The 23,547-nt window shown below is 58.8% G+C and carries 24 protein-coding genes; 11 read left to right on the top strand and 13 right to left on the bottom strand.

From position 1 onward, the window contains the following. The first annotated feature begins 11 nt into the window (after positions 1 to 11). From AB3N39_RS00230 to AB3N39_RS00210, 5 genes are all read left to right on the top strand, one after another. Positions 12 to 1,337 (top strand): PTS sugar transporter subunit IIC, encoded by a 1,326-nt coding sequence (locus AB3N39_RS00230; protein WP_023309840.1) that lies wholly within the window; start codon positions 12 to 14, stop codon positions 1,335 to 1,337. A gap of 17 nt (positions 1,338 to 1,354) precedes the next feature. After that, positions 1,355 to 2,734 (top strand): glycoside hydrolase family 1 protein, encoded by a 1,380-nt coding sequence (locus tag AB3N39_RS00225; protein ID WP_248175553.1) that lies wholly within the window; start codon positions 1,355 to 1,357, stop codon positions 2,732 to 2,734. Positions 2,735 to 2,736: 2 nt separating this feature from the next. Further along, complete coding sequence (locus tag AB3N39_RS00220) at positions 2,737 to 3,039, top strand: PTS lactose/cellobiose transporter subunit IIA (RefSeq protein WP_008500136.1); 303 nt, start codon at positions 2,737 to 2,739, stop codon at positions 3,037 to 3,039. Positions 3,040 to 3,177: 138 nt separating this feature from the next. Continuing rightward, positions 3,178 to 4,557 carry a carbohydrate porin gene (locus AB3N39_RS00215; protein WP_111964264.1) on the top strand — a complete coding sequence of 460 codons (1,380 nt, stop codon included), beginning with the start codon at positions 3,178 to 3,180 and terminating at the stop codon, positions 4,555 to 4,557. A 134-nt stretch (positions 4,558 to 4,691) separates the two neighbouring features. Then, a complete protein-coding gene (locus tag AB3N39_RS00210; RefSeq protein ID WP_133293475.1) occupies positions 4,692 to 5,597 on the top strand; it encodes a DMT family transporter in 906 nt (301 codons plus the stop codon). Position 5,598: 1 nt separating this feature from the next. Here AB3N39_RS00210 and AB3N39_RS00205 read toward each other — a convergent pair whose 3' ends face one another. The 11 genes from AB3N39_RS00205 to ivbL all read right to left on the bottom strand — a co-directional run bounded on the left by AB3N39_RS00205 (position 5,599) and on the right by ivbL (position 15,291). Beyond that, positions 5,599 to 5,865, bottom strand: coding sequence for a Txe/YoeB family addiction module toxin (locus AB3N39_RS00205; protein ID WP_325814542.1), 267 nt, complete (start codon positions 5,863 to 5,865; stop codon positions 5,599 to 5,601). Next, on the bottom strand, positions 5,840 to 6,112 hold the full coding sequence (locus tag AB3N39_RS00200; protein WP_041911702.1) for a type II toxin-antitoxin system Phd/YefM family antitoxin: 273 nt from the start codon (positions 6,110 to 6,112) through the stop codon (positions 5,840 to 5,842). The genes AB3N39_RS00205 and AB3N39_RS00200 overlap by 26 nt, the downstream gene beginning before the upstream one ends. Positions 6,113 to 6,168: 56 nt before the next feature. Continuing rightward, positions 6,169 to 7,359: a purine ribonucleoside efflux pump NepI gene (gene nepI, locus AB3N39_RS00195; RefSeq protein WP_325814541.1), complete on the bottom strand. Its 1,191-nt coding sequence runs from the start codon at positions 7,357 to 7,359 to the stop codon at positions 6,169 to 6,171. A 102-nt stretch (positions 7,360 to 7,461) separates the two neighbouring features. After that, positions 7,462 to 7,914, bottom strand: a complete 453-nt coding sequence (locus AB3N39_RS00190) for a DUF1198 domain-containing protein (RefSeq protein ID WP_115876746.1) — start codon at positions 7,912 to 7,914, stop codon at positions 7,462 to 7,464. A 175-nt stretch (positions 7,915 to 8,089) separates the two neighbouring features. Continuing rightward, complete coding sequence (gene uhpT, locus AB3N39_RS00185) at positions 8,090 to 9,481, bottom strand: hexose-6-phosphate:phosphate antiporter (protein WP_023309834.1); 1,392 nt, start codon at positions 9,479 to 9,481, stop codon at positions 8,090 to 8,092. Between the two features lie 140 nt (positions 9,482 to 9,621). Then, positions 9,622 to 10,941 carry an MFS transporter gene (locus AB3N39_RS00180; protein ID WP_111964259.1) on the bottom strand — a complete coding sequence of 440 codons (1,320 nt, stop codon included), beginning with the start codon at positions 10,939 to 10,941 and terminating at the stop codon, positions 9,622 to 9,624. Next, a complete protein-coding gene (gene uhpB, locus AB3N39_RS00175) occupies positions 10,934 to 12,439 on the bottom strand; it encodes a signal transduction histidine-protein kinase/phosphatase UhpB (protein WP_143344458.1) in 1,506 nt (501 codons plus the stop codon). Before uhpB ends, AB3N39_RS00180 begins: the two co-directional genes overlap by 8 nt. Then, a complete protein-coding gene (gene uhpA, locus AB3N39_RS00170; protein ID WP_022646555.1) occupies positions 12,436 to 13,029 on the bottom strand; it encodes a transcriptional regulator UhpA in 594 nt (197 codons plus the stop codon). The genes uhpB and uhpA overlap by 4 nt, the downstream gene beginning before the upstream one ends. 77 nt (positions 13,030 to 13,106) lie before the next feature. After that, positions 13,107 to 13,394, bottom strand: a complete 288-nt coding sequence (gene ilvN, locus AB3N39_RS00165; RefSeq protein WP_008500144.1) for an acetolactate synthase small subunit — start codon at positions 13,392 to 13,394, stop codon at positions 13,107 to 13,109. Positions 13,395 to 13,397: 3 nt separating this feature from the next. Beyond that, positions 13,398 to 15,086, bottom strand: coding sequence for an acetolactate synthase large subunit (ilvB, locus tag AB3N39_RS00160; protein WP_115876750.1), 1,689 nt, complete (start codon positions 15,084 to 15,086; stop codon positions 13,398 to 13,400). 106 nt (positions 15,087 to 15,192) lie between these two features. Next, complete coding sequence (gene ivbL / locus AB3N39_RS00155) at positions 15,193 to 15,291, bottom strand: ilvB operon leader peptide IvbL (protein WP_057979964.1); 99 nt, start codon at positions 15,289 to 15,291, stop codon at positions 15,193 to 15,195. Between the two features lie 523 nt (positions 15,292 to 15,814). On the opposite strand from ivbL, the gene tisB reads away from it, so the two are divergent. From tisB to emrD, 4 genes are all read left to right on the top strand, one after another. Beyond that, a complete protein-coding gene (gene tisB, locus AB3N39_RS00150) occupies positions 15,815 to 15,904 on the top strand; it encodes a type I toxin-antitoxin system toxin TisB (protein ID WP_008500146.1) in 90 nt (29 codons plus the stop codon). Between the two features lie 64 nt (positions 15,905 to 15,968). Then, a complete protein-coding gene (locus tag AB3N39_RS00145; protein WP_021242692.1) occupies positions 15,969 to 16,415 on the top strand; it encodes a GNAT family N-acetyltransferase in 447 nt (148 codons plus the stop codon). Positions 16,416 to 16,477: 62 nt separating this feature from the next. Beyond that, positions 16,478 to 17,311, top strand: coding sequence for an EamA family transporter (locus tag AB3N39_RS00140; RefSeq protein ID WP_325849574.1), 834 nt, complete (start codon positions 16,478 to 16,480; stop codon positions 17,309 to 17,311). 175 nt (positions 17,312 to 17,486) lie between these two features. After that, complete coding sequence (gene emrD / locus AB3N39_RS00135) at positions 17,487 to 18,671, top strand: multidrug efflux MFS transporter EmrD (protein WP_325848792.1); 1,185 nt, start codon at positions 17,487 to 17,489, stop codon at positions 18,669 to 18,671. Here emrD and AB3N39_RS00130 read toward each other — a convergent pair. After that, complete coding sequence (locus AB3N39_RS00130; RefSeq protein WP_348942517.1) at positions 18,574 to 19,662, bottom strand: cellulase family glycosylhydrolase; 1,089 nt, start codon at positions 19,660 to 19,662, stop codon at positions 18,574 to 18,576. The two genes, emrD and AB3N39_RS00130, sit on opposite strands and share 98 nt — an antisense overlap. 84 nt (positions 19,663 to 19,746) lie before the next feature. Next, the gene (gene dsdC, locus AB3N39_RS00125) at positions 19,747 to 20,673 is read right to left on the bottom strand and encodes a DNA-binding transcriptional regulator DsdC (protein WP_023309825.1); all 927 of its coding nucleotides are present in this window, start codon (positions 20,671 to 20,673) and stop codon (positions 19,747 to 19,749) included. A gap of 204 nt (positions 20,674 to 20,877) precedes the next feature. On the opposite strand from dsdC, the gene dsdX reads away from it, so the two are divergent. Together dsdX and dsdA are read left to right on the top strand one after the other, a co-directional pair. After that, the gene (gene dsdX, locus AB3N39_RS00120; RefSeq protein ID WP_133293469.1) at positions 20,878 to 22,215 is read left to right on the top strand and encodes a D-serine transporter DsdX; all 1,338 of its coding nucleotides are present in this window, start codon (positions 20,878 to 20,880) and stop codon (positions 22,213 to 22,215) included. A 17-nt stretch (positions 22,216 to 22,232) separates the two neighbouring features. Next, positions 22,233 to 23,519 carry a D-serine ammonia-lyase gene (gene dsdA, locus AB3N39_RS00115; protein WP_133293468.1) on the top strand — a complete coding sequence of 429 codons (1,287 nt, stop codon included), beginning with the start codon at positions 22,233 to 22,235 and terminating at the stop codon, positions 23,517 to 23,519. The last annotated feature ends 28 nt before the right edge of the window (positions 23,520 to 23,547 follow it).

Genomic DNA, 23,547 nt, shown 5'->3' with positions numbered 1-23,547 from the left:
AAGGTGTTCACATGAGTTCGTTATATCAATCCATGGTCGCGGTGATTGAGCAGTCAATTACCCCGCTGGCCGCGAAGCTCGGCCAGCAAAAGTATGTGATTGCCATCCGCGACGGCTTTACCGCCGCGCTGCCGTTCATGATCATCGGCTCGTTTATGCTGGTGTTCATCTTCCCGCCGTTCTCGGCGGATACCACCAACAGCTTCGCCCGCGGCTGGCTGGATTTCTCCCAGACCTACCGCGAGCAGCTGATGCTGCCGTTTAACCTCAGCATGGGCGTGATGACTTTCTTCATCTCGGTGGGGATTGGGGCGAGCCTGGGACGTCAGTTTAACCTCGACCCGGTGATGTCCGGCCTGCTGGCCTTTATGGCCTTCCTGCTGGTCGCCGCGCCGTATGCCGACGGTAAAATCTCGACCCAGTATCTCTCCGGTCAGGGCATCTTCACCGCGCTGATCACCGCGATTTACGCCACCCGCGTTTACGCATGGCTGAAGCAGAACAACGTCACCATTCGTCTGCCGAAGGAAGTGCCAACCGGCGTGGCGCGCTCGTTTGAGATCCTGATCCCGGTGATGGTGGTGATCGGTACGCTGCACCCGCTGAACCTGTTCATTGAAGCGCAGACCGGGATGATTATCCCGCAGGCGATTATGCACCTGCTGGAGCCGCTGGTGTCCGCGTCTGACTCGCTGCCAGCCATTCTGCTCTCCGTGCTGCTGTGCCAGATCTTCTGGTTCGCCGGTATCCACGGTTCGCTGATTGTCACCGGCATCATGAACCCGTTCTGGATGGCCAACCTCTCGGCAAACCAGGCGGCACTGGCAGCAGGCGCGGCGCTGCCGCACGTCTACCTGCAGGGCTTCTGGGATCACTACCTGCTGATTGGCGGCGTCGGCTCCACACTGCCGCTGGCGTTCCTGCTGCTGCGCAGCCGCGTTACCCACCTGCGTACCATCGGCAAAATGGGCGTGGTGCCAAGCTTCTTTAACATCAACGAACCGATTCTGTTCGGCGCGCCGATCATCATGAACCCGATGCTGTTTATCCCGTTCGTGTTCGTTCCGCTGGTCAACGCCTGTCTGGCGTACGCGGCAACCAAGCTCGGCTGGCTGGCACAGGTTGTGTCATTGACCCCATGGACTACCCCTGCACCGATCGGCGCCTCGTGGGCGGCGAACTGGGCGTTGAGCCCGGTGGTGATGTGCCTGGTCTGTATGGTGATGTCCGCGCTGATGTACCTGCCGTTCCTGCGCGCCTATGAGCGTACGCTCATCAAAAACGAAGAGCAGAAGGCCCAGGCAACCGTCGGTGCCGCTGAGACCGCCAGCAATTAAGTCAAAGAGGAAGAGTCATGAAATACGCATTTCCCGATAACTTCTGGTGGGGCAGCGCAAGCTCCGCTCTCCAGACGGAAGGGGCAAGAGAGGGTGAAACCACTTGGGACTACTGGTTTGCCCGCGAGCCGAACCGTTTTCACAACGGCGTGGGGCCACAGCAGACCTCCACGTTTTATCAGCACTGGAAAACGGACATTCAGCTGTTGAAGCAGCTGAACCACAACAGCTTTCGCACCTCGATTAGCTGGGCGCGCCTGATCCCCGACGGTATCGGTGAAGTGAACCCGGACGCGGTCGATTTTTATAATCAGGTCATTGACGAGCTGAACGAACAGGGCATCACGCCGTTTATCACTCTGTTCCATTTCGACATGCCGATGGCGATGCAGGAAATAGGCGGCTGGGAAAACCGCGACGTGGTGGACGCGTACGCACGTTACGCGCAGATTTGCTTCGAGCTGTTCGGCGATCGCGTGCTGCACTGGTTTACCTTCAACGAACCGATCGTGCCGGTGGAAGGCGGTTATCTGTACGACTTCCACTACCCCAACGTAGTGGATTTCCGCCGGGCGGCCACCGTGGCGTATCACACGGTGCTGGCCCATGCGAAGGCGGTGCAGGCCTACCGCGCCGGGCACTACGCGGGGGAGATCGGCATCGTGTTGAACCTGACGCCGTCGTATCCGCGCTCGCAGAACCCGGCAGACGTGAAGGCGGCGCACGTTGCGGATCTGATGTTTAACCGCAGCTTCCTCGACCCGGTCCTACGCGGCGAATACCCGGCGGATCTGGTGGCGCTCCTGAAATCTTACGACCAGCTGCCCGCCTGCAAGCCGGAAGACGGTTTCCTGATTGCAGAAGGGAAAATCGACCTGCTCGGCATTAACTACTATCAGCCGCGTCGCGTGAAGTGTCGCGACAGCGCGGTGAACCCGCAGGCGCCGTTTATGCCGGAGTGGTTCTTTGATAATTACGAGATGCCGGGCCGCAAGATGAATCCGCACCGCGGCTGGGAAATCTACGAGCCGGGTATCTACGATATTCTGATTAACCTGCGCGACAATTACGGCAACCCTCGCTGCTTTATTTCTGAAAACGGCATGGGCGTCGAAAATGAGCAGCGTTTTATTGAAAATGGTCAGATTAACGATCAATACCGCATCGAGTTTATTTCCGAACATTTAGCCTGGCTGCATAAAGGCATTAGCGAAGGGTGTAATTGTCTTGGCTACCATATGTGGACGTTTATAGATAACTGGTCGTGGTGCAACGCGTATAAAAATCGCTACGGATTTATCCAGCTCGATTTAGAGACGCAGAAACGCACCATTAAGAAAAGCGGGGAGTGGTTTGCCGCCACCGCGTTAAATAATAGTTTTGAAAAAGAGTCATGATTATGATCGCATTAGAAGAAGCCGTAATGGAAATTATCGTCAATGCCGGGCAGTCCCGCAGCCTGTGCTTTGAAGCCCTGCACGCCGCGCGTCAGGGAAACATTGACGAAGCCAAAAGCCTGCTGCGCGAGGCCGATGGCTACGCGCGCCAGGCGCACAAGATGCAGACCAAACTGATCGAGCAGGATGCGGGCGAAGCCCGCCAGCCGATGACGTTAATCATGGTGCACGCGCAGGATCATTTAATGAATTCGCTATTAGCGCGTGAATTGTCCGAAGAAATTATTCATTTATATCAGAGATAGCCTATGTCGAAATAAATTAATGTAACACCTCTGTACCTAAAACTAGAAATCCACTTGTTCTGATGATAGCGACATATTCTGTCAGATCGGAGCGGGATGGTTATTGTCTGAATAAAATTAAACTATATTGAGATAACCATGAATACGATTAAAAAACTTCCATTAACCATGGCGGTTATCGCCGCGCTTTGCCCAATTTCCGTGCTCGCACAGGAATTCACGCAGGAACAAATCGACGCCATTGTGGCGAAAGCGGTGGATAAAGCCCTGGCTGAACGTCAGGCCAAAATGGATGCTGCCGTCGCGAAAAAAGCGGACGTGGTGACCGAGCCGCAAAGCGCGGCGCAATCTCCGGATATGGCGATTCCGTTTGGGGTTAAATTTACCGGCTACGCCCGATACGGCGCGCACTTCCAGGCCGCCGATCAGAAATACGTGGCGGTGGACGGTTCATACAACGGCGCGTCCGCCATTGGTCGTCTGGGCAACGAAGGCAACGGCGGGGAATTCCAGCTTTCCAAGGCCTTTAAAGGCGAAAACGGCGCCATCTGGGACATCAACGTGATGATCGACCACTGGGGCGACGAAGTTAACCTGAAAAAAGCCTACGCCGGGGTGACCAACATTATGGCCTCCAACCCGAACGCCTATTTCTGGGCCGGTCGTGACTTCCACCAGCGCCCGCAGCAGGGCATCAACGATTACTTCTGGATGAACCACGACGGCCAGGGCGCCGGGGTGAAGAACTTCGACATCGGCGGCGTGCAGTTTGACGTCGCCGCCGTGGCGGCGGTGGAATCCTGTAGCCCGGAAGTGATGGAAGATGAAGCCAACCCGTCGCGCATCACCTGTACCGGCGGGTCCGGCACGGGCGACAAAGGCAACTACGCCGCGACCTCAAAAATCCACGGCATGAAGCTCGGACCGATCGACATGGAGCTTTACGCCAACTACGGCTTTGACTCCAAAGCGGTGGAGAGCGACGAACGTCTGAACGCGTGGCAGGGCGGCGTGGTGCTGAGCCACACCAACGACAGCGGCGTGAACAAGGTGATTGCCCGCTACTCCGATAATTCGGACAACAGCGTGTTCAACAAAACCGAGGATCTGACCACGGTCTACGCCAGCTTCGAAGGGCTGTACAAATTCACCCAGGCCACGCAGGTGGAGTATATCCTCGCCTTCCACGACTACGACAACAGCCGCGATAAGACCGACAACCGCAAGAACTACAACGCCATCGTGCGTCCGATGCACTGGTGGAACGACGTTCACTCCACCTGGCTGGAAGCAGGCTGGCAGCACGTTGACTACGACAACGGCGGCGACAACAAGGGCTGGAAGCTGACCCTGTCGCAGAACATGTCTATCGCCATGGGGCCAGAGTTCCGTCCGATGCTGCGCTTCTACGTGACCGGCGGCAAAGTGGATAACGCACGCACCGCGCGCGTGAACAACACCAAAGACGAAACGCTCGACGACTTCAACGTCGGCGCGATGTGGGAGGCGTGGTTCTAGTACAGCGCCGTTTGTTTCGCCCGGCGGCGCTGCGCTTGCACGGGCCTACAAGGTTTTGTAGGCCGGGTAAGCGTAGCGCCACCCGGAAAGATCCCATGTTATGCTAGAAAAAAACCAACATAACAGGGGAGAAAATGGGTTCTACACGTAAAGGGATGCTGAACGTCCTGATCGCCGCCGTTTTATGGGGCAGTTCCGGCGTTTGCGCGCAGTACATCATGGAGAAAAGCCACATTTCTTCGCCTTACCTGACCATGGTTCGCCTGCTGTTTACCGGCGTGATCCTGCTGACGCTCTCCTTCGTTCACGGCGACAAGATTTTCTCGGTCATCAAACATCGCAAAGACGCCCTCAGCCTGCTGTTTTTCTCGCTGGTCGGCGCGCTCACCGTGCAGCTCACCTTCCTGCTGACGATTGAAAAATCCAACGCCGCGACCGCTACCGTTCTGCAGTTTCTGTCACCAACCATTATCGTGGCCTGGTTCGCGCTGGCGCGGAAAACGCGCCCCGGCGTGTTTGTTTTATCCGCGATTGTGACCTCGCTTGTCGGAACGTTCCTGCTGGTCACCCACGGCGATCCAACCTCGCTCTCCATCTCGCCAGCCGCGCTGTTCTTCGGCATCGCCTCGGCGTTTGCCGCCGCGTTTTACACCACCTATCCGTCAACGCTGATTGCCCGCTATGGCACATTGCCGATTGTCGGCTGGAGTATGTTGATTGCCGGGTTAATGCTGACGCCGTTCTACGCCGGGCGCGGGACGACCTTCGTCATTGACGGCAGCCTGCTGCTGGCGTTTTTCTACCTGGTGGTGATCGGCACCGCGCTGACGTTCAGCCTGTATCTGAAAGGCGCGCAGACGATCGGCGGGCCGAAAGCGAGCATTCTGAGCTGCGCCGAGCCGCTGAGCAGCGCGCTGCTGTCGGTGGTGTTGCTGGGCGTGGCGTTCACCCTGCCGGACTGGCTGGGGACGCTGCTGATCGTGTCGTCGGTTGTACTGATTTCGATGGATTCAAGAAGACGGGTGAGGACATCGGCGTGATCTACGAATAATAGTGATAGCGGCACATTAAAATAGTAAGAGCGCTATCTGACACCCCGTAAACCAGACGATCGGTATCATTGATTCGACGGGACCAGTATCCGGAAAGGTTACCTTTAAGGGGTTCCGGCTTACCCAGGCCATCGAAAGGTTGACGCTTCGCATCTTCAATCAATTTATTCATTCTGCGAAGCGTTTTCTTGTCCTGCTCCTGCCACCACAGGTAATCATCCCAGCCGTTATCAGTCCAAATCAGTAGCCTGGTCATCTATCAGATCCCTCTGCGTGGTTTTTCCGGTATTTGCCTGTGCGATTGACTCCATCAGTCGGCTGGCGTTAGCAGGCGAACTCATCAGATGGATGGTTTCCATCATCGAGTTGTAGTGCTGCAGAGACATAACCACCGCGTCACCCCCGTTTCGGCGGCTAATGATGGTTGTCTCCACGTTGTCATTCACGTCGTCCAACACATCTTTGAGTCGGCTTCGTGCTTCGGTAAACGTCACAACCTGCATATTCCCTCCTGTACAAGTTACGGTACAAGTATATCGATGAAGTGACTATTTATCAATCAACGTGCTTTAACCTTGCCCGCCACCAGCAGCGCGGTCAAAAGCATCAGCGCGCCTGAAATCACCAGCGGTGACGTCAGCCCCAGGTGGTCGAGCGCCACGCCGCCAATCGCCGCGCCGCAGGTGTTTGCCAGCTGGATCACCGCCACCTGAATCGACCCGGCTTTTTCAGCCTGATCGGCAAGCGAGCGGGTGATCCACGTCGACCAGCCCACCGGCACCAGCGCAAAGGCAAAGCCCCAGATAATCGCAATGGCAGACGCGACCCACTTATCGCTGCCCCACATCACCAGCACCGCGGCGCTTGCAGCCAGCACCAGCGGCGCACCCGCCAGCGCCACTTTCAGGGAGCGCTTCAGGAACTGGGACGAAAGCGAGGTACCGACAAAGCTGGCGATACCGAAGCTCAGCAGCACCAGCGTCAGGCCGTCTACGTCAAAGCCCGCCATGGTCATAAACACCGGGCGGATATAGGTAAAGAAGGCAAACTGCCCGGCAAAGGACATAAAGATCGCGGTCATCCCCGCCAGCACGCCGGGACGCTTCAGCAGGCTAAACATGTTCTGTTTGTGGTGCGCCGCTTCGCCAGGCAGGGACGGCAGCGCCTTCCACACCCAGATAACGCAAAGCACGCCCATAACCGCCGCCGCATTAAAGACGTTACGCCAGCCGATAATCCCGCCCAGGAAGCTGCCCAACGGCGCGGCAATCACCAGCGCGATGGAGACCGCGCCAAATATGACGGACAGCGCTTTCGGCACGGTGCGCGCAGGCACCAGGCGCATGGTGAGCGAGGCGGACATCGCCCAGAAGCCGCCGAGCCCCAGACCAAGACAGGCGCGACCGAGCAGCAGCAGGGTGAAGCTTTCCGCGAAGGAGACCAGCAGGCAGGAGAGCGTCAGCAGCACGCTGAACAGAATGACCACTTTGCGGCGGTCGATAGTGCCAATCACCTGGGTGATAAACAGGCTGGCAAACATCGCCACAAACGCGGTGACGGTAACGGACTGCCCCGCCACGCCTTCGGAAATGCCCAGGTCCTGCGCCATCGGTGTCAGCAGGCTCACCGGCAGAAACTCAACGGTAATCAGGCAGGCGACGCAGAACGCCACGGAGAAAACCGCCGACCAGTTGGGGCGTGAAACCTCTTTGGTCTGCGGTCTGGTCGTGGGCTGGATATGTTCTGTCATGGCGTCACCTGAAGATAAAAACGTGCGGAAAAGTCGCGCAGTTTATCATCAAAAGTGTGACGGATTTAACGTTTAGACAACTTTTGTGGTTTTTAGAGGGGATCAGTGCAGATAAAACACGCCCTCTTCCGGCAGGAAGAGCTGGTTATAGCGTAGCTGGAAGGCGTTCAGCTCCTGCGGATCGGGCTCCATCTCGCGCATAAAGCCAAGCGCCAGACGAATTTGCGCATCGGTGATCGGCGCCGCCAGGCGGGCTTTTCGCAGCATGCGGTGCCAGGCGTGCAGGTTCTCCTCGCTGGCGTCGACAATGCAGACCTGCCAGATCAGCAGCACCTGCGCGGCGTTTTGCAGATGCGCTTCGTCCGGGCGCTCAAGGTAGCGGATAAACTCATTGCCCGGCATTTTGCCGAACTGATCGATCATCGACTCAACCGGCATCGGGGTGATGCCCAGACGCTCGCTTAAACGTTTGATGGCGCGGCGGGAGTCTGAGGTCAGGACGCGAAATCCCACCACAAACACCACGGCAAGCGTTGCCAGCATTATCCAGACCATGCGTTCTCCTTTGACTAGCCGCTCATCATAGCGGGAAACGCACGGCGTCAACAGCGGGCAGAACCAGAATAGTGCACTGAAAAGACGTTGCGGGACGGGGGATAAGGTATTAATGCCGTCGGCGGAAATAAAAAAGCCCGGCATCACACACCGGGCAAAGACGTTACCTGCACACTCAGGCTGTTTTTAATTTCTGCGCACGATTCTCACGGCGAATTTTACGTTCTTCCAGCACCGCGACCATCGCCATCAGGACGATACAGCCAATCGCTGCCGCATCCAGCGCCGCGAAGGTGCCCGCCCAGCCGGTGAGGCCGAAAATTGGCGTGCCGTCGGCAATCATACCTAAGCCGAGCTTGGCGAAGCTGTCGCCGATCAGGTAGGCGAAGGTGCCTTTAATCCCATCGGCGGCGCCGATCGCTTTTTTCGGTACGAAGCCGACTGCCGCCACGCCGATCAGCAGCTGTGGACCAAACACCAGGAAGCCGAGCGCGAACAGGGACGCCAGGTAAACGTACTGGTTGCTGGCGTGCTGGTAGACGCCGAGGGTGGCGATAATCAGCGCCAGCGCGACGCAGGCCACCAGCGCGCGACGGCCGTTGGCAAGATCCGAAAGCCAGCCCCACAGCAGGGTGCCGACCAGCGCGCCCACTTCGAACAGGGTGAAGCCCTGAATCGCCACCTCTTTAGAGAGCTTCAGCTCCTGGAAGGCGTATACGGTGGACCACTGGTCGATGCCGATGCGCACCACGTAGAGGAATATGTTTGAGAAGCACAGCAGCCAGATCACTTTGTTTTTCAGCACGTACTCAACAAAGATCTGCCATTTGGACATCTCGTTCTCTTCGGTCTCTTTGTCCTCTTCGCTGATCTCTTCCCCGAACAGCTCTTCGGCTTTGCCGAGGCCGTACGATTCCGGGGAGTCGCTGCCGTAGCGCAGGCCAATAAAGCCGACAATCAGGGCAATAATCGACGGGAAGATAAACATGCCGATCACGTGGCCGTCGAACAGGTAGTTTGCGCCAAACAGCGCCACGCCTGCCGCACCCGCTCCGCCGAGGTTGTGGGAGATGTTCCACATGCCGAGGTACGAACCACGCTTGCGGCGCGGGGTCCACTTGGTGATGGTGGAGTAGCTGCACGACCCGCCGGTACTCTGGAAGAAGCCGCTCAGGGCGTAGAAGGCGATCATCAGGAACAGGCTGACAGACCCTGCGCCCATGCTGGCGCTGAAGCCGAGCATACAGATGGCGGAGAGGATCAGCATAAACGGCAGGAACTGCTTGGTGTTTTTGCCGTCCGCGTAGTAGGACACAACCGTTTTTCCCACGCCGTAGGTGATGGAGAAGCCCAGGCCAATCATCCCCAGCTGCGTCATGCTCAGCCCGTAGGTGGAGATCATGTCGTTCTGCGCGATGTTAAAGTTTTTGCGGATCAGGTACATGGTCAGGTAGCCGATGAAGACCACCAGATAGGACTGCATGAACGGTTTGAACCACATTTTGCGCCGCACGTCGAGCGGCAGATCCAGGGTCGGCTTGCGCACCTGGTTGAGGAAGGCCAGCATGGTTTGCTCCTGAGCTGATTTTTACCTGCGAATGGCAGGCATTGTAAAAATCAGCCAGGAGAGATGCCTGAGACAGCGTCCAGGTAAAACCGGGAAAATTTCTTAGTTTTACGCCACTCGGGCCAGAAAGGTGAGGCGCATCACGCTTCACCCATCTCGCGCGGGGCCTGCGCGTGCAGGAAAGGCAGCAGCAGCAGGGCGGAAATTCCCGCCGCGATGGCGATCACCGCGAAGAAACCGCTCCAGTGCCAGATATCGATCACCCGCGCCAGCGGCCAGCCGGAGAGCGATGCGCCAAGGTAGGCAAACAGCCCGACAAAGCCCGTCGCCGCGCCTGCCGCCTCTTTGTGGGAACACTCCGCCGCTGCCATGCCGATGAGCATCTGCGGGCCAAAGACGAAGAAGCCGGTGGTAAAAAAGCACGCCGCCTGCATCACGTAGCTGGCGAACGGCATCAGCCACAGCGAGCCGACGGAGAGCAAAATCCCGGCGGCAAAAATCAGGTTCATCGGGCCGCGGTTGCCGTTGAACAGCTTATCCGAACCCCAGCCCGCTACCAGCGCGCCGATAAACCCGCCCAGTTCGAACATCGTCACCGCCGAGTTAGCGGTGACCAGGTCCACGCCGAGCGTCTCGGACATGTACAGATTGCCCCAGTCGTTAATGGCCGCGCGCACCACGTAGACCAGCACGTAGCAGAGCGACAGCAGCCAGATGTACGGGTTTTTCAGCACGTATTTGGTGAGGATCTCCTTACGGGTCAGCCCCGCCCCCTCCTGCTGCTGGGCAATCTCCATTTCGTCGTGCCGCCAGTCGCCCACCGCAGGCAGGCCAACGGTTTGCGGCCTGTCGCGGAGGCGCCAGCAGAGGAACAGCCCGGCGAGAATGGCGAGGCCACCTGCAATCATCATCCCCGCGCGCCAGCCGTAGTGCAGCGCCGCGGCGCCGACCACCATCGGGATCAGCGCCCCGCCGACGTTATGCGCGGTGTTCCAGACGGCCCACCAGCCGCCGCGCTCGTTGCGCGAGTACCACGCCGTGAGCAGGCGGGCGCAGACCGGCGCGCCCCAGCCCTGGAAAAAGGCGTTCAGCGCCCACAGCAGGGCGAAGGCCCAAAGCGATGTGGAGAAACCAAACAGGATGTTCACCACCCCGGTAGCGATCAGCCCAACGCCCATGAAATAGCGGGCGTTAGAGCGGTCGCTAACAATACCGGAGAAGAACTTCGACAGGCCGTAGGTGATGTAAAACAGCGTCGCCAGCAGGCCGATATCGGTGCGCGTCATCACGCCGCTGGCGAGGATCTCCGGCGCGGCGGCGTTGAAGCTTTTGCGAGTGAAGTAGAACAGCGCGTAGCCGAGCCAGATGGTAATCAGAATATGACGTCGCCAGTAGCGGTAGCGGGCGTCAATTTCCGCTTTGTTGCTTAATGGGGCTGCGCTGGCTGGGGTTTTAAACATGATGCGTCCTTAACGGCAAACTGACGCTGACGCGCGTCCCGTGGGTACAGGAAAGGTTCAGCGTGCCGCCCAGCGCCTTGACGCGCTCGCGCATGCCCGCCAGGCCAAAGCCCTGCTGGCCGGAGCCCGGCGGCAGGCCGCAGCCGTCGTCTTCAATTACCAGCATCAGGCGCTCGTCCTGCTGCCAGCCCTGGATCGTGACCGCGCTGGCACTGGCGTGTTTGACAATATTGTTCAGCCCTTCCTGACAGACGCGGAACAGGGTTACGCGCTGGCCTTCGCTCAGCGCAGGTTCGCTAATGCGCCAGTCGAGATGGCTGACAATGCCGCGGCTTTCCAGCTCCATCTCGCGCATCAGGGAGCGTACCGCCTGCTCCAGCGACAGGTCGTCAAGCTGGCGCGGGCGCAGCCTGCCGAGCAGGCGTCGCACCGAGTCATATACGCCAAGTGAAAGCTGCTCGATATGCGCCCCGCCCTGCTTCACGCCCGCATTTTCCGCCGCAAGACGCTGGACAATGCCCGCCTGAGTGCGGATGGCGGTGATCGTCTGGCCGATATCATCGTGCAGCTCGCGGGCCACCTCCTGCCGCACGCTCTCTTCCGTCTCCAGCAGGCGTTCAGCCAGACGGCGGTTGCGCGCCAGCTCGGTCTGCAGGGACTGGTTCAGCTCGCGCAGGCGCTGAATGCCCGCGCCGAGCAGCAGCCCGGTCAGGCTCTGGGCCAGCAGCGAGAGCAGCAAATCCACCGGATGGTCGTGCCAGGTCTGGCTGGCGATCAGCGCGATGGCGTTCATCAGGGTGGCGATCAGCGCCCCCTGCCAGCCATAGTGCCAGGCCAGAGCAATAATCGGCAGCGCAAGGCAAAACGGCGTGAAGCGTGAAAGCTCGGCGGGCAAACCCAGCTGAAGCCAGAGGCTTACCACGAACAGCAGCAGATACCAGATGAGATGCCGGGCGCGCCAGTTCACCGGTTGGGAAACCAGCCCCGGGCCGAGCGGCTGCCAGACGGTGCTGGTGAGGTAGTGCCAGATCACGAGGCAGGTGGGTGCCAGCGTCAGGCCACCGGTGAGGGTCAGCAGCAGAGCGTTGAGCATCTCCTTGTCGCCAACCCACGGCAGGGACTGCAGCAGTGCGGCGGCAATCAGCGCCGCCCCCTGCCGCAGCAGGGTGCGCCAGTCGCGCTGGTGACGATAGCGGGAAATGAGGGCAACAGGGAGAAGCGTGAGCAGGCTTCCGGTCATCAATAAGGGAAGATGCGCGAGGGCAACCTCCTGAGCCAGCCAGACCAGCATCAGCCACTCTGCCCCGAGCAAAACGGGCCAGTAGCCGCGCGGGCATTGCAGCATCAGCCCCAGACGCAGGCCGAATGGAAACAGCAGCACCGCCAGCTCCGGGCGCTCCACCAGATGCAGACTAATGCTCCACAAGCAGAACCACGCGGCGGAGAAGATAAAAAAGCTGGCGACGACGGCGATCAGCCGTGAAAAAGCGGAACTCATTGCCAGCTGTCGAACATGCGGCGCGCCAGCTCGACGTCGTTGCTGACGTTGAGTTTTTCCATCAGGTTGGCGCGATGGACATGCACGGTTTTTGGCGACAAATCCAGCTCAGCCGCAATCTCTTTCACCGACATCCCCTGCGCGAGCTTCTCAGCCACCTGACGCTCGCGTCTGGTGAGCGGATCCTGCCTGCCGGCCGCCAGCTTGATGGCGATATCCGGCGTCAGGTAGCAGCCGCCGGTGGAGACGGTGCGCACGGCGGCAATCAGCTCGTCCGGGCTACAGCGTTTGGAAAGGAAGCCGCGCGCGCCCGCGTTAAGCGCCTGCTCGACCAGCGCCGGGCTGTCGTGAACCGACAGCATGATCGTCGCCATCCCTTTCGGCAGCTGGCTTAACAGCTCCAGCCCGGAGAGATCCGGCATCGAGATATCGCAGATACAGACCTGCACCCCGCGTCCCGGCAGGCCCGCCAGCGCCTCGCGACCAGAGCCAAACTCGGCCACCACCTGAAAATCCGGTTCGAGGTTCAGAAGCTGGGCAAATCCGGAGCGGACGATAAGGTGGTCGTCGATAAGGGCGATGGTGGTCATGGCGCGTTCCTGGCGGGCGGATAAAAAAACGCGCCTACCTTAACGATAAGCGCGCGGGTGTTCAAGCAATGAGCGATCTATTCGAAAAACACCGCAATTTTGTTAAACATGGTGGGATCGGACTGGTTGCGCGCCACGTTGGTGACGTCCTCCAGCTTGTCAATCTGCGCCATCATCTGCTCCAGACGCTGGTCATCGTTCACCAGGAGCCAGATGCGGCTGTGCTCGCTGCCCTGAATCGGCAGACAGAGAATGCCTTCCACGTTAAACGCCCGGCGGGCAAACAGCCCGCAGACGTGAGTCATGACGCCGGGATGGTTGCGGACGGTGAGTTCCAGAATGACGTTATCATGTTGTTTCTGCATGGCTTATTCTCCCACCATCTCAGTATTTGCCGCACCCGGCGGCACCATCGGATACACTTTTTGTTCAGGGTCGATACGGACGTGGATCAGCGCCGGGCCCGGACGAGAAATCGCCGCCTGCAGCGCCGCATGGGCATCCTCTTCCGCGTTCAGATCGCAGGTGTGCAGGCCAAAGCCGGCAGCAATCTGCATAAAGTTAATCATCCCCGGATAGGTCGCCGCAAACACGCCCTGCTTGTAGAACAGGCTCTGCTGCTGGTGCACCAGCCCCAGCGCCTCGTTGTTCATCAGGATGATTTTCACGTCTAACTGGTTTTCGGCCGCGGTCGCCATTTCCTGAATGTTCATCATCAGGCTGCCGTCACCGGAGAAGCAGATGACCTTGCGGTCCGGGTTGGCGAGCGCTGCACCGACCGCCGCAGGCAGGCCGAAGCCCATGGTTCCCAGACCGCCGGAGGTCAGCCACTGGCGCGGACGGTTCAGCGGGTAGGCCTGCGCGGTCCACATCTGATGCTGGCCGACGTCGGTGGTGATAATCGCGCTGTCGTCCACGCAGGCGGCCACGGCGTTGATAAGACCATAGTGGCTCAGCGGGTCGCCTTCGGTTGGGATGGCACCCGGGAACTCGCGCTGCAGATCGGCCACCAGCTGACGCCAGTCGGCGCGGTCGGTTGCGTCGGTTTGCGGGATCAGCTGCGTCAGTACTTCCGCCACATCTCCCTGAATCGCCACGTGCGGCTGCTTGATTTTGCCGAGCTCGGCGCGATCGATATCCACGTGAATGATTTTCGCATTCGGGCAGAACTGCTCGGTTTTGCCAATCGCCCGGTCATCAAAACGCGCGCCCATAACAATCAATAAATCCGCCTCCTGCAGGATGTAGTTGGTGCTGCGCGCGCCGTGCATCCCCAGCATCCCCAGGGACAGCGGGTGCGCTTTTGGCAGCATGCCGAGCGCCATCAGGGTCATGGTAGTCGGCAGGTTGGCTTTTTCTGCAAACTCGCGGATTTCATCTGCGGCGTTAATCGCCCCGCCACCCAGATAGAGCACCGGGCGTTTGGCGGCGTTAATCATGGCGGCAGCGTCGCGCACGCTCTCAGCGCTGAATTCCGGCGCGGGGGCTCGCTCACCCGGCTCCGGCAGAACGTCGATCTCAATTTCTGCGGTCTGGACATCCTTAGGAATGTCTATCCACACCGGGCCCGGGCGGCCGGACTGCGCAATGCGGAACGCATCGCTGATAACCTGAGGAAGCTCGCTGATATCGCGAACTAAATAGTTATGTTTGGTGATGGGGATAGAGATGCCGTAGGTATCCACTTCCTGGAACGCATCGGTGCCGATCATCGAGGACGGCACCTGGCCGGTGATGCAGATCAGCGGAATGGAGTCGAGGCGCGCGTCGGCGATGGCGGTCACCAGGTTGGTTGCGCCCGGCCCGCTGCAGGCCATACAGACCGCCGGTTTACCCTGGGTACGCGCCATGCCCTGAGCGATAAAGCCTGCCCCCTGCTCGTGACGCGCAAGCACGTGGCGGATCTGCGTGCTTTGGCTTAACGCATCGTACAGCGGCAGCACCGTGCCGCCGGGGATGCCCGCAACCGTGGTGATGCCCTGTCGCTCCAGCAGATGAACGATCAGCTGCGCGCCGGTAAAACGCGTCTTGGTGGATGTTGTGCCCGAACTTGCCATGCTCCAGTCCTTTTCTTCTGAGCCGACTTTCCGGGGAGGGTCCTAAACGAAAAACCCCGCCCGGTTTGCGCCGGCGGGGTTTTGGATTCGTGTGTTGATCCAGTCCCTACGGCGCATTGCCGACGACCACCACCACACGCACGACGACCACTGCGGCTGGTTGCGCAGTTTTTAGTAGGGTCGAAGTGAAGATGGATGAAGTCATTGGGGACCTGTGTTTGGAATCATTGATTGAATTTATACAAACACAGGTTTTCGGGCGTGACAATGGAAAAATTTTCATCTGCGCAAAAATGCGTCAGGGATCACGTTTCGTTTGTTGGGTGATGAAAACAAAAAACCCCGCCTAAGCGAGGTTTTTATCAGGGTTTTGCGGTTGGTCGCCGCAGAACACACTGTGTTACGTCAACGCAAAAAAGTATACGCGATCGAAGACGAACGCGCAATTGAGGCACGGATTTTGACGTTTTTGAGTATGGATCACCTTCCTGATTTTGTCCAAAAAATACTGTTCATGCATACAGTATTTATCTATACTGAGGGTGTTCGCAGTGAGCGAGGGGGCCGCAGTTCTACCGGCGCAACGAAGTCCTGGCTGAAACGGGTGGTGCCGTCAGTGCCTTAACCCTCTGAAGTGAGCACACTGTGTTACGTCAATCCAGGTGCTGGCAACAGGCGGCGGAAAGGTACGCCAGCATCGTGCTCCTTTTAACCAAAAGGAGACGCGTATGAGCGTAGTGGATATGGTGATACTTATCCTCAAACTCATTGTTGCTGTACTGCAACTGCTTGATGCTGTCCTGAAATTCGTTCGGTAATTCAGGTTCAAGTCGCACCTGAGAGGGGCGGGCAACCGCCCCTCTTTAATAACGAGGGAATGCTATGTCGCGTCTGTTAATTGAGCCTGTCACGCCAGACGAGCCGGGGTATATCGCCCTGAAGGCGGAAAGTATTGCACTGAATTTCAATATGCTGCGCAGGCTCGAAGAGAGCTGGCAGCGGGGTGAGAACCGCTTTAACGCGCCGGGCGAAAAGCTGTTAGGCGCGTTTCTCAACGGCAAGCTGGTCGGCGTGTGCGGTCTGAATCGCGATCCGTTCAGCCAGCAGCCGCGCGCCGGACGTATTCGTCATCTCTACGTCAGCGAAAAGTGCCGCGGGCTGGGAATTGGCAAGCAGCTTTTGACCGTGGTGATGGCCGATGCCAGCATCTGGTTTGATTTCCTCAATACCCATGCGCCGGACGCTGCCTACGGGTTTTATCGCCAGGCAGGATTTACGCTGGTCTCGGACGAACCGCGGGTGACGCACCGCCTTTTTTGTGCGGTGTAAGCGGCTGGCAGCTTCAGGGCGTGAATGTTACAGTTGAGTGACAATTCACCACCCGATACGCCATGACCATCACCGTATTCTGCATTTTGCTCTTCGCCGCGCTGCTGCATGCCAGCTGGAACGCCATCGTTAAGGCCGGAACGGACAAGCTCTATTCCGCCATAAGCGTCAGCGGATCCGCCACGCTTATCGCTCTGGTCTTACTGCCGTTTTCCCCACAGCCATCTGCTGAAAGCTGGCCGTTTTTGATTGTCTCCTGCGCCCTACAGGTGGTGTACACCGTGCTGGTTGCGAAGACCTATCAAGTCTCCGATATGAGCCAGACCTACCCGCTGATGCGCGGCACCGCCCCGCTGCTGGTGGCGCTGATCAGCGTGCTGGCGCTCGGCGATCGTCTCTCCTGGCTCGCCTGGTCCGGCATTGGGGTGATCTGCCTGTCGATTCTGGCGATGGCGATGAACGGGCGCATGCAGTCACGCAAAGGGATCTGGCTGGCGCTGCTGAATGCCTGCTTTATTGCCGGGTATACGCTTGTGGACGGCACCGGCGTGCGGCTGTCGGAGACCGCGCTGGGCTATACGCTATGGACCTTCTTTATGAACGGCTTCTGCCTGCTCGGCTGGGCGATGGTGGCGCGTCGGCGCCAGGCGTCCGGCTACCTGCGCCTGCACTGGAAAAAGGGGCTGCTCGGCGGGGTTGGCACCATGGGCTCTTACGGTCTGGCGCTGTGGGCGATGACGCAGGCGCCGCTGGCGGTAGTCGCGGCGCTGCGTGAAACTTCCATACTCTTCGGCGCGCTAATCGCGTTTGTCCTTTTAAAAGAGAAGGTTGCGGGCCTGCGCATCGCGGCGGCGCTGGGTATCGCTGGCGGCGCCATTCTGCTACGTCTGGCGTAAATCACTGGCAACATTAGTTGCCGTTATTGTTTACAAATCCTGCCTTTCACGTTTTTTTCATTCACCACGACAATGCTTAATTTGCCATCTCTCTGTGGTAGATTCCTCGCGCATTTATGGGAATGCGCAGTTACTTATTCTTCATTTTTCTCTTTTGGCAAAAGCATTCAGCGACATGAAAAAACAAAGGAACGTTAACTTATTGTTGATGCTGGTGTTACTGGTGGCTGTCGGTCAGATGGCGCAAACCATCTACATTCCGGCGGTTGCCGACATGGCAAAGGAATTAAACGTCCGCGAGGGCGCAGTACAAAGCGTGATGGCAGCCTACCTGCTGACCTATGGCGTTTCGCAGCTGTTCTATGGACCGCTCTCCGACCGTATCGGGCGTCGTCCGGTGATTTTAGTCGGTATGTGCATTTTCATGGTGGCGACCGTGATTGCGATGACCACCCACAGCCTGACCGTATTGATTGCCGCCAGCGCTCTGCAGGGCGTCGGAACCGGCGTCGGCGGCGTGATGGCGCGAACCCTACCGCGCGATATGTATCAGGGCACTCAGCTGCGCCATGCCAATAGCCTGTTGAATATGGGGATTCTGGTGAGCCCACTGCTGGCCCCGCTGATTGGCGGCCTGCTGGACACTATGTGGTCCTGGCGCGCCTGCTACGCCTTCCTGCTGGTGCTCTGCATGATTGTCACCTTCAGCATGGCGCGCTGGATGCCGGAAACGCGGCCGCAGGACGCGCCGCGCACGAAGCTGATCGCCAGCTATAAAACGCTGTTCGGCAACGGCGCGTTCACCTGCTACCTGCTGATGCTGATCGGCGGCCTGGCGGGCATCGCGGTGTTTGAAGCCTGCTCCGGCGTGCTGCTGGGCGCGGGGCTGGGCCTGAGCAGCATGGTGGTGAGCATTCTGTTTATTCTGCCAATCCCAGCGGCGTTCTTCGGCGCGTGGTTTGCCGGGCGTCAGAACAAGCGCTTCTCCACCCTGATGTGGCAGTCGGTGATCAGCTGCCTGCTGGCGGGTCTGATGATGTGGATCCCAGGGCTGTTTGGCGTGATGACCGTCTGGACGCTGCTCATCCCGGCAGCGCTGTTCTTCTTCGGCGCGGGGATGCTGTTCCCGCTCGCCACCAGCGGCGCGATGGAGCCGTTCCCGTTCCTCGCAGGCACGGCGGGCGCGCTGGTGGGCGGTTTGCAGAACATCGGTTCCGGCGCGCTGGCCTGGCTGTCGGCGATGATGCCGCAGACCGGGCAGTCTAGTCTGGGGTTGCTGATGACGCTGATGGGGCTGCTGATTTTACTGTGCTGGCTGCCGCTGGCGTCTCGCGTTCCGCATCACGAGCAGCCGGTTTAAGCGCATGATGGCCCGGCTTCTCGCCGGGCTTTTCACAGGCAGGCGTTATCATCGCCTGCAGTAAGGGCTCTGGCGCTGGCCGCCAGGCCCCCTCTTCCCCGTCGTAAAACTGGAAATCCGCGTTAAGCGCATACGGGATTTTCGCTTTTTGCAGTTCGCAGGCCATAAAGGTGGCGAAGGCCATTTGCGAAGCGGTTGGCGTGAGGTGGTTTGACTCCCCCACGCCCCAGCCCCCGACCCAGCTAACGTGACCGGTTTTTTGCTGCCAGTGCAGGGCGGTATTGATGCGATTATGGATAGCCGTTTTCTCCGCCGCCGTGCCGGACGTCCACGGGTATTTACTACCATTTTTCAGCGGCCCCCACGGGAAAATATGCCACTCCGCCAGCAGGTAGTTTTGACTGTGCGCAGGCAGCTTCAGGCTGGATAAATCCTCCGGAGCGGCACGCAGGCGCGGCGCAATAAAAATCATGCGCTGGGGGTCGATGTCGTGGATCTCTTTAATAGATTTTTCATACACGCGGTTTAGCGACGCCAGGCTGTGGTTAAGCTTGTCGGCCGGCTCATAGATGAGATCAAAACCCAGCTGCGGATAGCTTTGGCCGAAATAGTGTGCCACGGCAATCCACCAGTTGACCGTCTCTTTCTCGTTATCGGCTTTCGGGTCGTTTTTATATTCATCAGCCTGATAAGCAATTATCGGGATCACGCCATACTGCTCGCAGGCTTCTACCAGCTTGCGCAGGTGAATTAACCGCGCTTCCGTCGGCTCATCGGCCACGCGGATGCGCACGTGGGTAATGCCTTTTGCACGAAAATCGCGGACCACCAGCGGGTCGAATTCACGTATGCCGCGCTCGGTGCGCGCCCAGTCCACATCCATCCCGACGCCCAACTGCTGCGCATAACGGGCAGCCGTCAGCGGCGGCTCAGCGGCCATCGCCCAGCCGGAAGAGATCAGTAATGCAGAGGCAATAAAAGGCTTTAACACGGTTTACCCTGGATAAATCGAAAGCATTACCTGTATTTAGCACGCTTTTTGACATTTGGTGTAGAGCGAAAGCGTAATAATTCTTCAACCTGCCAGTTCTTTCAGCCAGCCGATAAAGGCGTCTATTTTCGGCCACTGACGGCCAGAAAGCGTCGAGACATAGTAGTGCTGATGGCATTTCAGGGTCTTGTCACCAAACGGGGCGATCAGCTCGCCCCGTTCGAGCCTCTTCTGCACCAGCCGCTTTCTGCCCATCGCGACGCCGACGTGGTTGATGGCCGCAATAATCGCTAAATCGGAACGATCGAAACCAATACCCGACGATGGCGGCATATTCACCGCAAAGTGTTGCGCCCAGCTCAGCCACTCATCCGTCCCGGAATCGTTGCTCCAGGCCTGACGGTCGTGCAGCAGTGTGCAGTGGCTGAGGTTATCGGGGTTTTTCAGCAGTTCATGCTCGCGGGCATACTGCGGTGAGCAGACGGGCAAAATCTCCTCGTCCATCAGGAAGTGATGAGAGAGGTGGTTTGGCGGCGTATCGTCGAAATAGAGCGCCAGATCGACGCCCGTTCGCTGCATATTGACGTAATCATTGCCGGTCAGGATGGTGAGTGAAATCGACGGATAGCGGCGGGTAAAGTCCCCCAGCATGGGCACCAGCCAGCACTGGGCGATCGACGGCCGGGAGTAGACCGTCAGCGTGCCGGACAGCGCCTGGTTTTTGATATCCAGGATCTCCTGATTCAGGGTATCGAGGGACGATTTCAGCGTCCAGTAAACGCGCTTTCCCTCCTGCGTCAGCTCAACTTTACGGTGCGAGCGGACGAACAGCTGAATGCCCAGCTCCTCTTCCAGCAGGTTGATGCGGTGGCTCACCGCGCTGGGGCTGAGCGACAGCTCCTCCGCCGCCAGGGCGAAGGACTCATGCCGGGCGGCCACTTCAAAGGTATACATTTTCGACAGTTGCCAGCCGTTTAACAGGCGGTTTCTGGCTTCATTCGCATCGGTCATCACAATTCTCACGCGGGTTTTCTGCGCTCAGCATACCGCTCAAGGGTGAATTTATGTGAACCTAATACGAATTAAGTGCGCTTTTTAGAGCGCAGTCACTCAGTTGATCCAATCTGGCTCACCTGAACGCCAATTTATATCGTTTGTCAGCCCACGCCGTTTTTTCGTCCAATACCCACAGATGACATAAGGGTGAGGTGAGATATGGGATCTCAGGTCTGGGTTGTGGCAACGCTGCTGGTCAGCATTGTGTTGATTGTTTTAACCATCGTAAAACTGAAGTTTCACCCGTTCCTCGCGCTGCTGCTGGCGAGCTTTTTCGTCGGCGCGATGATGGGGATGAGCCCGCTGGATATGGTGAACGCCATCGAGAGCGGAATTGGCGGTACGCTGGGCTTCCTGGCGGCGGTGATTGGTCTGGGAACCATTCTCGGCAAGATGATGGAAGTCTCCGGCGCGGCAGAGCGCATCGGGATCGCACTGCAGCGCTGCCGCTGGCTGTCGGCGGACGTGATTATGGTGCTGGTAGGCCTTATCTGCGGCATTACGCTGTTTGTGGAAGTGGGCGTGGTACTGCTGATCCCGCTGGCGTTTTCCATCGCCAAAAAGACCAACACGTCGCTGCTCAAGCTGGCCATTCCGCTCTGTACCGCGCTGATGGCGGTGCATTGCGTAGTGCCGCCGCATCCGGCCGCGCTGTTTGTGACCAATAAATTAGGCGCGGACGTCGGAACGGTCATTGTCTACGGTTTGATGGTGGGCCTGTTGGCCTCGCTGGTCGGCGGCCCGCTGTTCCTGAAACTGCTCGGCAATCGTCTGCCGTTTAAACCGGTTCCGGCGGAATTTTCAGACCTGAAGGTGCGGGAAGAGCACACCCTGCCGTCGCTGGGCGCCACGCTGTTCACGGTGCTGCTGCCGATTGCCCTGATGCTGTTGAAAACCATCGCCGAGCTGAATATGGCGAAAGAAGGCACGCTGTATTCGCTGCTGGAGTTTATCGGCAACCCGATCACCGCGATGTTTATCGCCGTGTTTGTCGCCTACTACCTGCTGGGGATACGCCAGCATATGGGCATGGGCACGATGCTGACGCATACCGAGCACGGCTTCGGCTCTATCGCCAACATTTTGCTGATTATCGGCGCGGGCGGCGCGTTTAACGCCATCCTGAAAACCAGCGGACTGGCGGACTCGCTGGCGCATATTCTCTCGAACCTGCACATGCACCCTATCCTGCTCGCCTGGCTGGTGGCGCTGGTGCTGCATGCCGCCGTCGGCTCCGCGACGGTGGCGATGATGGGCGCCACGGCGATAGTCGCGCCGATGCTGCCGCTCTACCCGAACGTGAGCCCGGAGATCATCACCATTGCCATCGGTTCCGGCGCCATTGGCTGCACGATCGTAACCGATTCCCTCTTCTGGCTGGTGAAGCAATACTGCGGCGCGACCCTGAATGAGACCTTCAAATACTATACGACGGCGACGTTTATCGCCTCGGTGCTTGCACTTGGTGGCACATTCCTGCTTTCTTTCATTATCTGAGCGCGAAGAGACGTATTATGGAAAACGCAACTATCACTACTTTAACCGCACAGTTTCCTCTGGTTGAGGATCTGATTGCCCTGAAAGAAACCACCTGGATTAACCCCCGCACCACGACGCTGGCTGAAGGGCTGCCCCATGTTGGGCTGACCAAAGCCGATGTGGACAACGCCCACGCTCGCCTGAAACGCTTCGCGCCTTATCTGGCGAAAGCCTTCCCTGAGACGGCGGCAACGGGCGGGATTATTGAATCCGAGCTGGTCGCGATTCCGGCAATGCAGGCGCGGCTGGAGAAAGAGTCCGGCAAGGCCATTCCCGGCACCCTGCTGCTGAAAAAAGACAGCCATTTGCCGATCTCCGGCTCGATTAAAGCGCGCGGCGGTATCTATGAGGTGCTGACCCACGCGGAAAAACTGGCGCTGGAAGCCGGGTTGCTGAGCGTTGAAGACGACTACAGCGTTCTGCTGGAGCCGCGCTTTAAGGACTTCTTCAGCCAGTACAGCATCGCCGTGGGCTCAACCGGCAACCTGGGTATGTCCATCGGCATTATGAGCGCCCGCATCGGCTTTAAGGTGACGGTGCATATGTCCGCCGACGCCCGCGAGTGGAAGAAAGCCAAACTGCGCAGCCATGGCGTGATCGTCGTGGAATACGAACAAGATTATGGCGTGGCGGTGGAGCAGGGACGCAAAGCGGCGGAAAGCGATCCGAACTGTTTCTTCATTGACGATGAAAACTCCCGCACCCTGTTCCTGGGTTACGCGGTAGCAGGCGAGCGGCTGAAGGCGCAGTTTGCCGCACAGGGCCGCGTGGTGGATGCGGAGCATCCGCTGTATGTCTACCTGCCGTGCGGCGTCGGCGGCGGCCCCGGCGGCGTGGCGTTTGGCCTGAAGCTGGCCTTTGGCGACAACGTTCACTGCTTCTTCGCGGAGCCCACGCACTCCCCGTGCATGCTGCTGGGGGTTTACACCGGCCTGCACGACGAGATTGCCGTACAGGACCTGGGCATTGATAACGTGACGGCGGCGGACGGGCTGGCGGTAGGACGTGCCTCCGGCTTCGTGGGTCGCACGATGGAGCGCCTGCTCGACGGGTTCTATACGCTTTCCGATCAGAGCATGTACGACATGCTCGGCTGGCTGGCGCAGGAGGAAGGCATTCGTCTGGAACCGTCGGCGCTGGCGGGGATGGCCGGGCCGGTGCGCGTCAGTGCCGGTGCGAACGTTACCCACGTTGTGTGGGCGACCGGCGGCGGGATGGTGCCGGAAGACGAGATGGCGAAGTATTTAGCAAAAGGCCGTTAATCGTAGGCCCGGTAAGGCGTAGCCGCCA

The sequence above is a fragment of the Enterobacter vonholyi genome, assembly GCF_040834095.1.
GTDB classification, from domain to species: Bacteria; Pseudomonadota; Gammaproteobacteria; order Enterobacterales; family Enterobacteriaceae; genus Enterobacter; species Enterobacter vonholyi.
The sequence above is the reverse complement of the archived record's forward strand: the minus strand, read 5'-3'. Positions and strand labels throughout refer to the sequence as shown.

Coding starts and splice junctions, on each gene's coding strand:
- uhpT (WP_023309834.1), bottom strand. CDS start 9,481: ATGCTGGCCTTCCTCAACCAGGTGCGCAAGCCGACCCTGGATCTGCCG.
- AB3N39_RS00205 (WP_325814542.1), bottom strand. CDS start 5,865: ATGACCAGGCTACTGATTTGGACTGATAACGGCTGGGATGATTACCTG.
- AB3N39_RS00200 (WP_041911702.1), bottom strand. CDS start 6,112: ATGCAGGTTGTGACGTTTACCGAAGCACGAAGCCGACTCAAAGATGTG.
- AB3N39_RS00180 (WP_111964259.1), bottom strand. CDS start 10,941: ATGTTTAAAACCCCAGCCAGCGCAGCCCCATTAAGCAACAAAGCGGAA.
- dsdA (WP_133293468.1), top strand. CDS start 22,233: ATGGAAAACGCAACTATCACTACTTTAACCGCACAGTTTCCTCTGGTT.
- uhpB (WP_143344458.1), bottom strand. CDS start 12,439: ATGAGTTCCGCTTTTTCACGGCTGATCGCCGTCGTCGCCAGCTTTTTT.
- AB3N39_RS00210 (WP_133293475.1), top strand. CDS start 4,692: ATGGGTTCTACACGTAAAGGGATGCTGAACGTCCTGATCGCCGCCGTT.
- dsdX (WP_133293469.1), top strand. CDS start 20,878: ATGGGATCTCAGGTCTGGGTTGTGGCAACGCTGCTGGTCAGCATTGTG.
- emrD (WP_325848792.1), top strand. CDS start 17,487: ATGAAAAAACAAAGGAACGTTAACTTATTGTTGATGCTGGTGTTACTG.
- AB3N39_RS00140 (WP_325849574.1), top strand. CDS start 16,478: ATGACCATCACCGTATTCTGCATTTTGCTCTTCGCCGCGCTGCTGCAT.
- AB3N39_RS00230 (WP_023309840.1), top strand. CDS start 12: ATGAGTTCGTTATATCAATCCATGGTCGCGGTGATTGAGCAGTCAATT.
- nepI (WP_325814541.1), bottom strand. CDS start 7,359: ATGACAGAACATATCCAGCCCACGACCAGACCGCAGACCAAAGAGGTT.
- dsdC (WP_023309825.1), bottom strand. CDS start 20,673: ATGACCGATGCGAATGAAGCCAGAAACCGCCTGTTAAACGGCTGGCAA.
- ilvB (WP_115876750.1), bottom strand. CDS start 15,086: ATGGCAAGTTCGGGCACAACATCCACCAAGACGCGTTTTACCGGCGCG.
- AB3N39_RS00225 (WP_248175553.1), top strand. CDS start 1,355: ATGAAATACGCATTTCCCGATAACTTCTGGTGGGGCAGCGCAAGCTCC.
- AB3N39_RS00145 (WP_021242692.1), top strand. CDS start 15,969: ATGTCGCGTCTGTTAATTGAGCCTGTCACGCCAGACGAGCCGGGGTAT.
- uhpA (WP_022646555.1), bottom strand. CDS start 13,029: ATGACCACCATCGCCCTTATCGACGACCACCTTATCGTCCGCTCCGGA.
- AB3N39_RS00190 (WP_115876746.1), bottom strand. CDS start 7,914: ATGGTCTGGATAATGCTGGCAACGCTTGCCGTGGTGTTTGTGGTGGGA.
- AB3N39_RS00215 (WP_111964264.1), top strand. CDS start 3,178: ATGAATACGATTAAAAAACTTCCATTAACCATGGCGGTTATCGCCGCG.
- ivbL (WP_057979964.1), bottom strand. CDS start 15,291: ATGACTTCATCCATCTTCACTTCGACCCTACTAAAAACTGCGCAACCA.
- ilvN (WP_008500144.1), bottom strand. CDS start 13,394: ATGCAGAAACAACATGATAACGTCATTCTGGAACTCACCGTCCGCAAC.
- AB3N39_RS00220 (WP_008500136.1), top strand. CDS start 2,737: ATGATCGCATTAGAAGAAGCCGTAATGGAAATTATCGTCAATGCCGGG.
- tisB (WP_008500146.1), top strand. CDS start 15,815: ATGAGCGTAGTGGATATGGTGATACTTATCCTCAAACTCATTGTTGCT.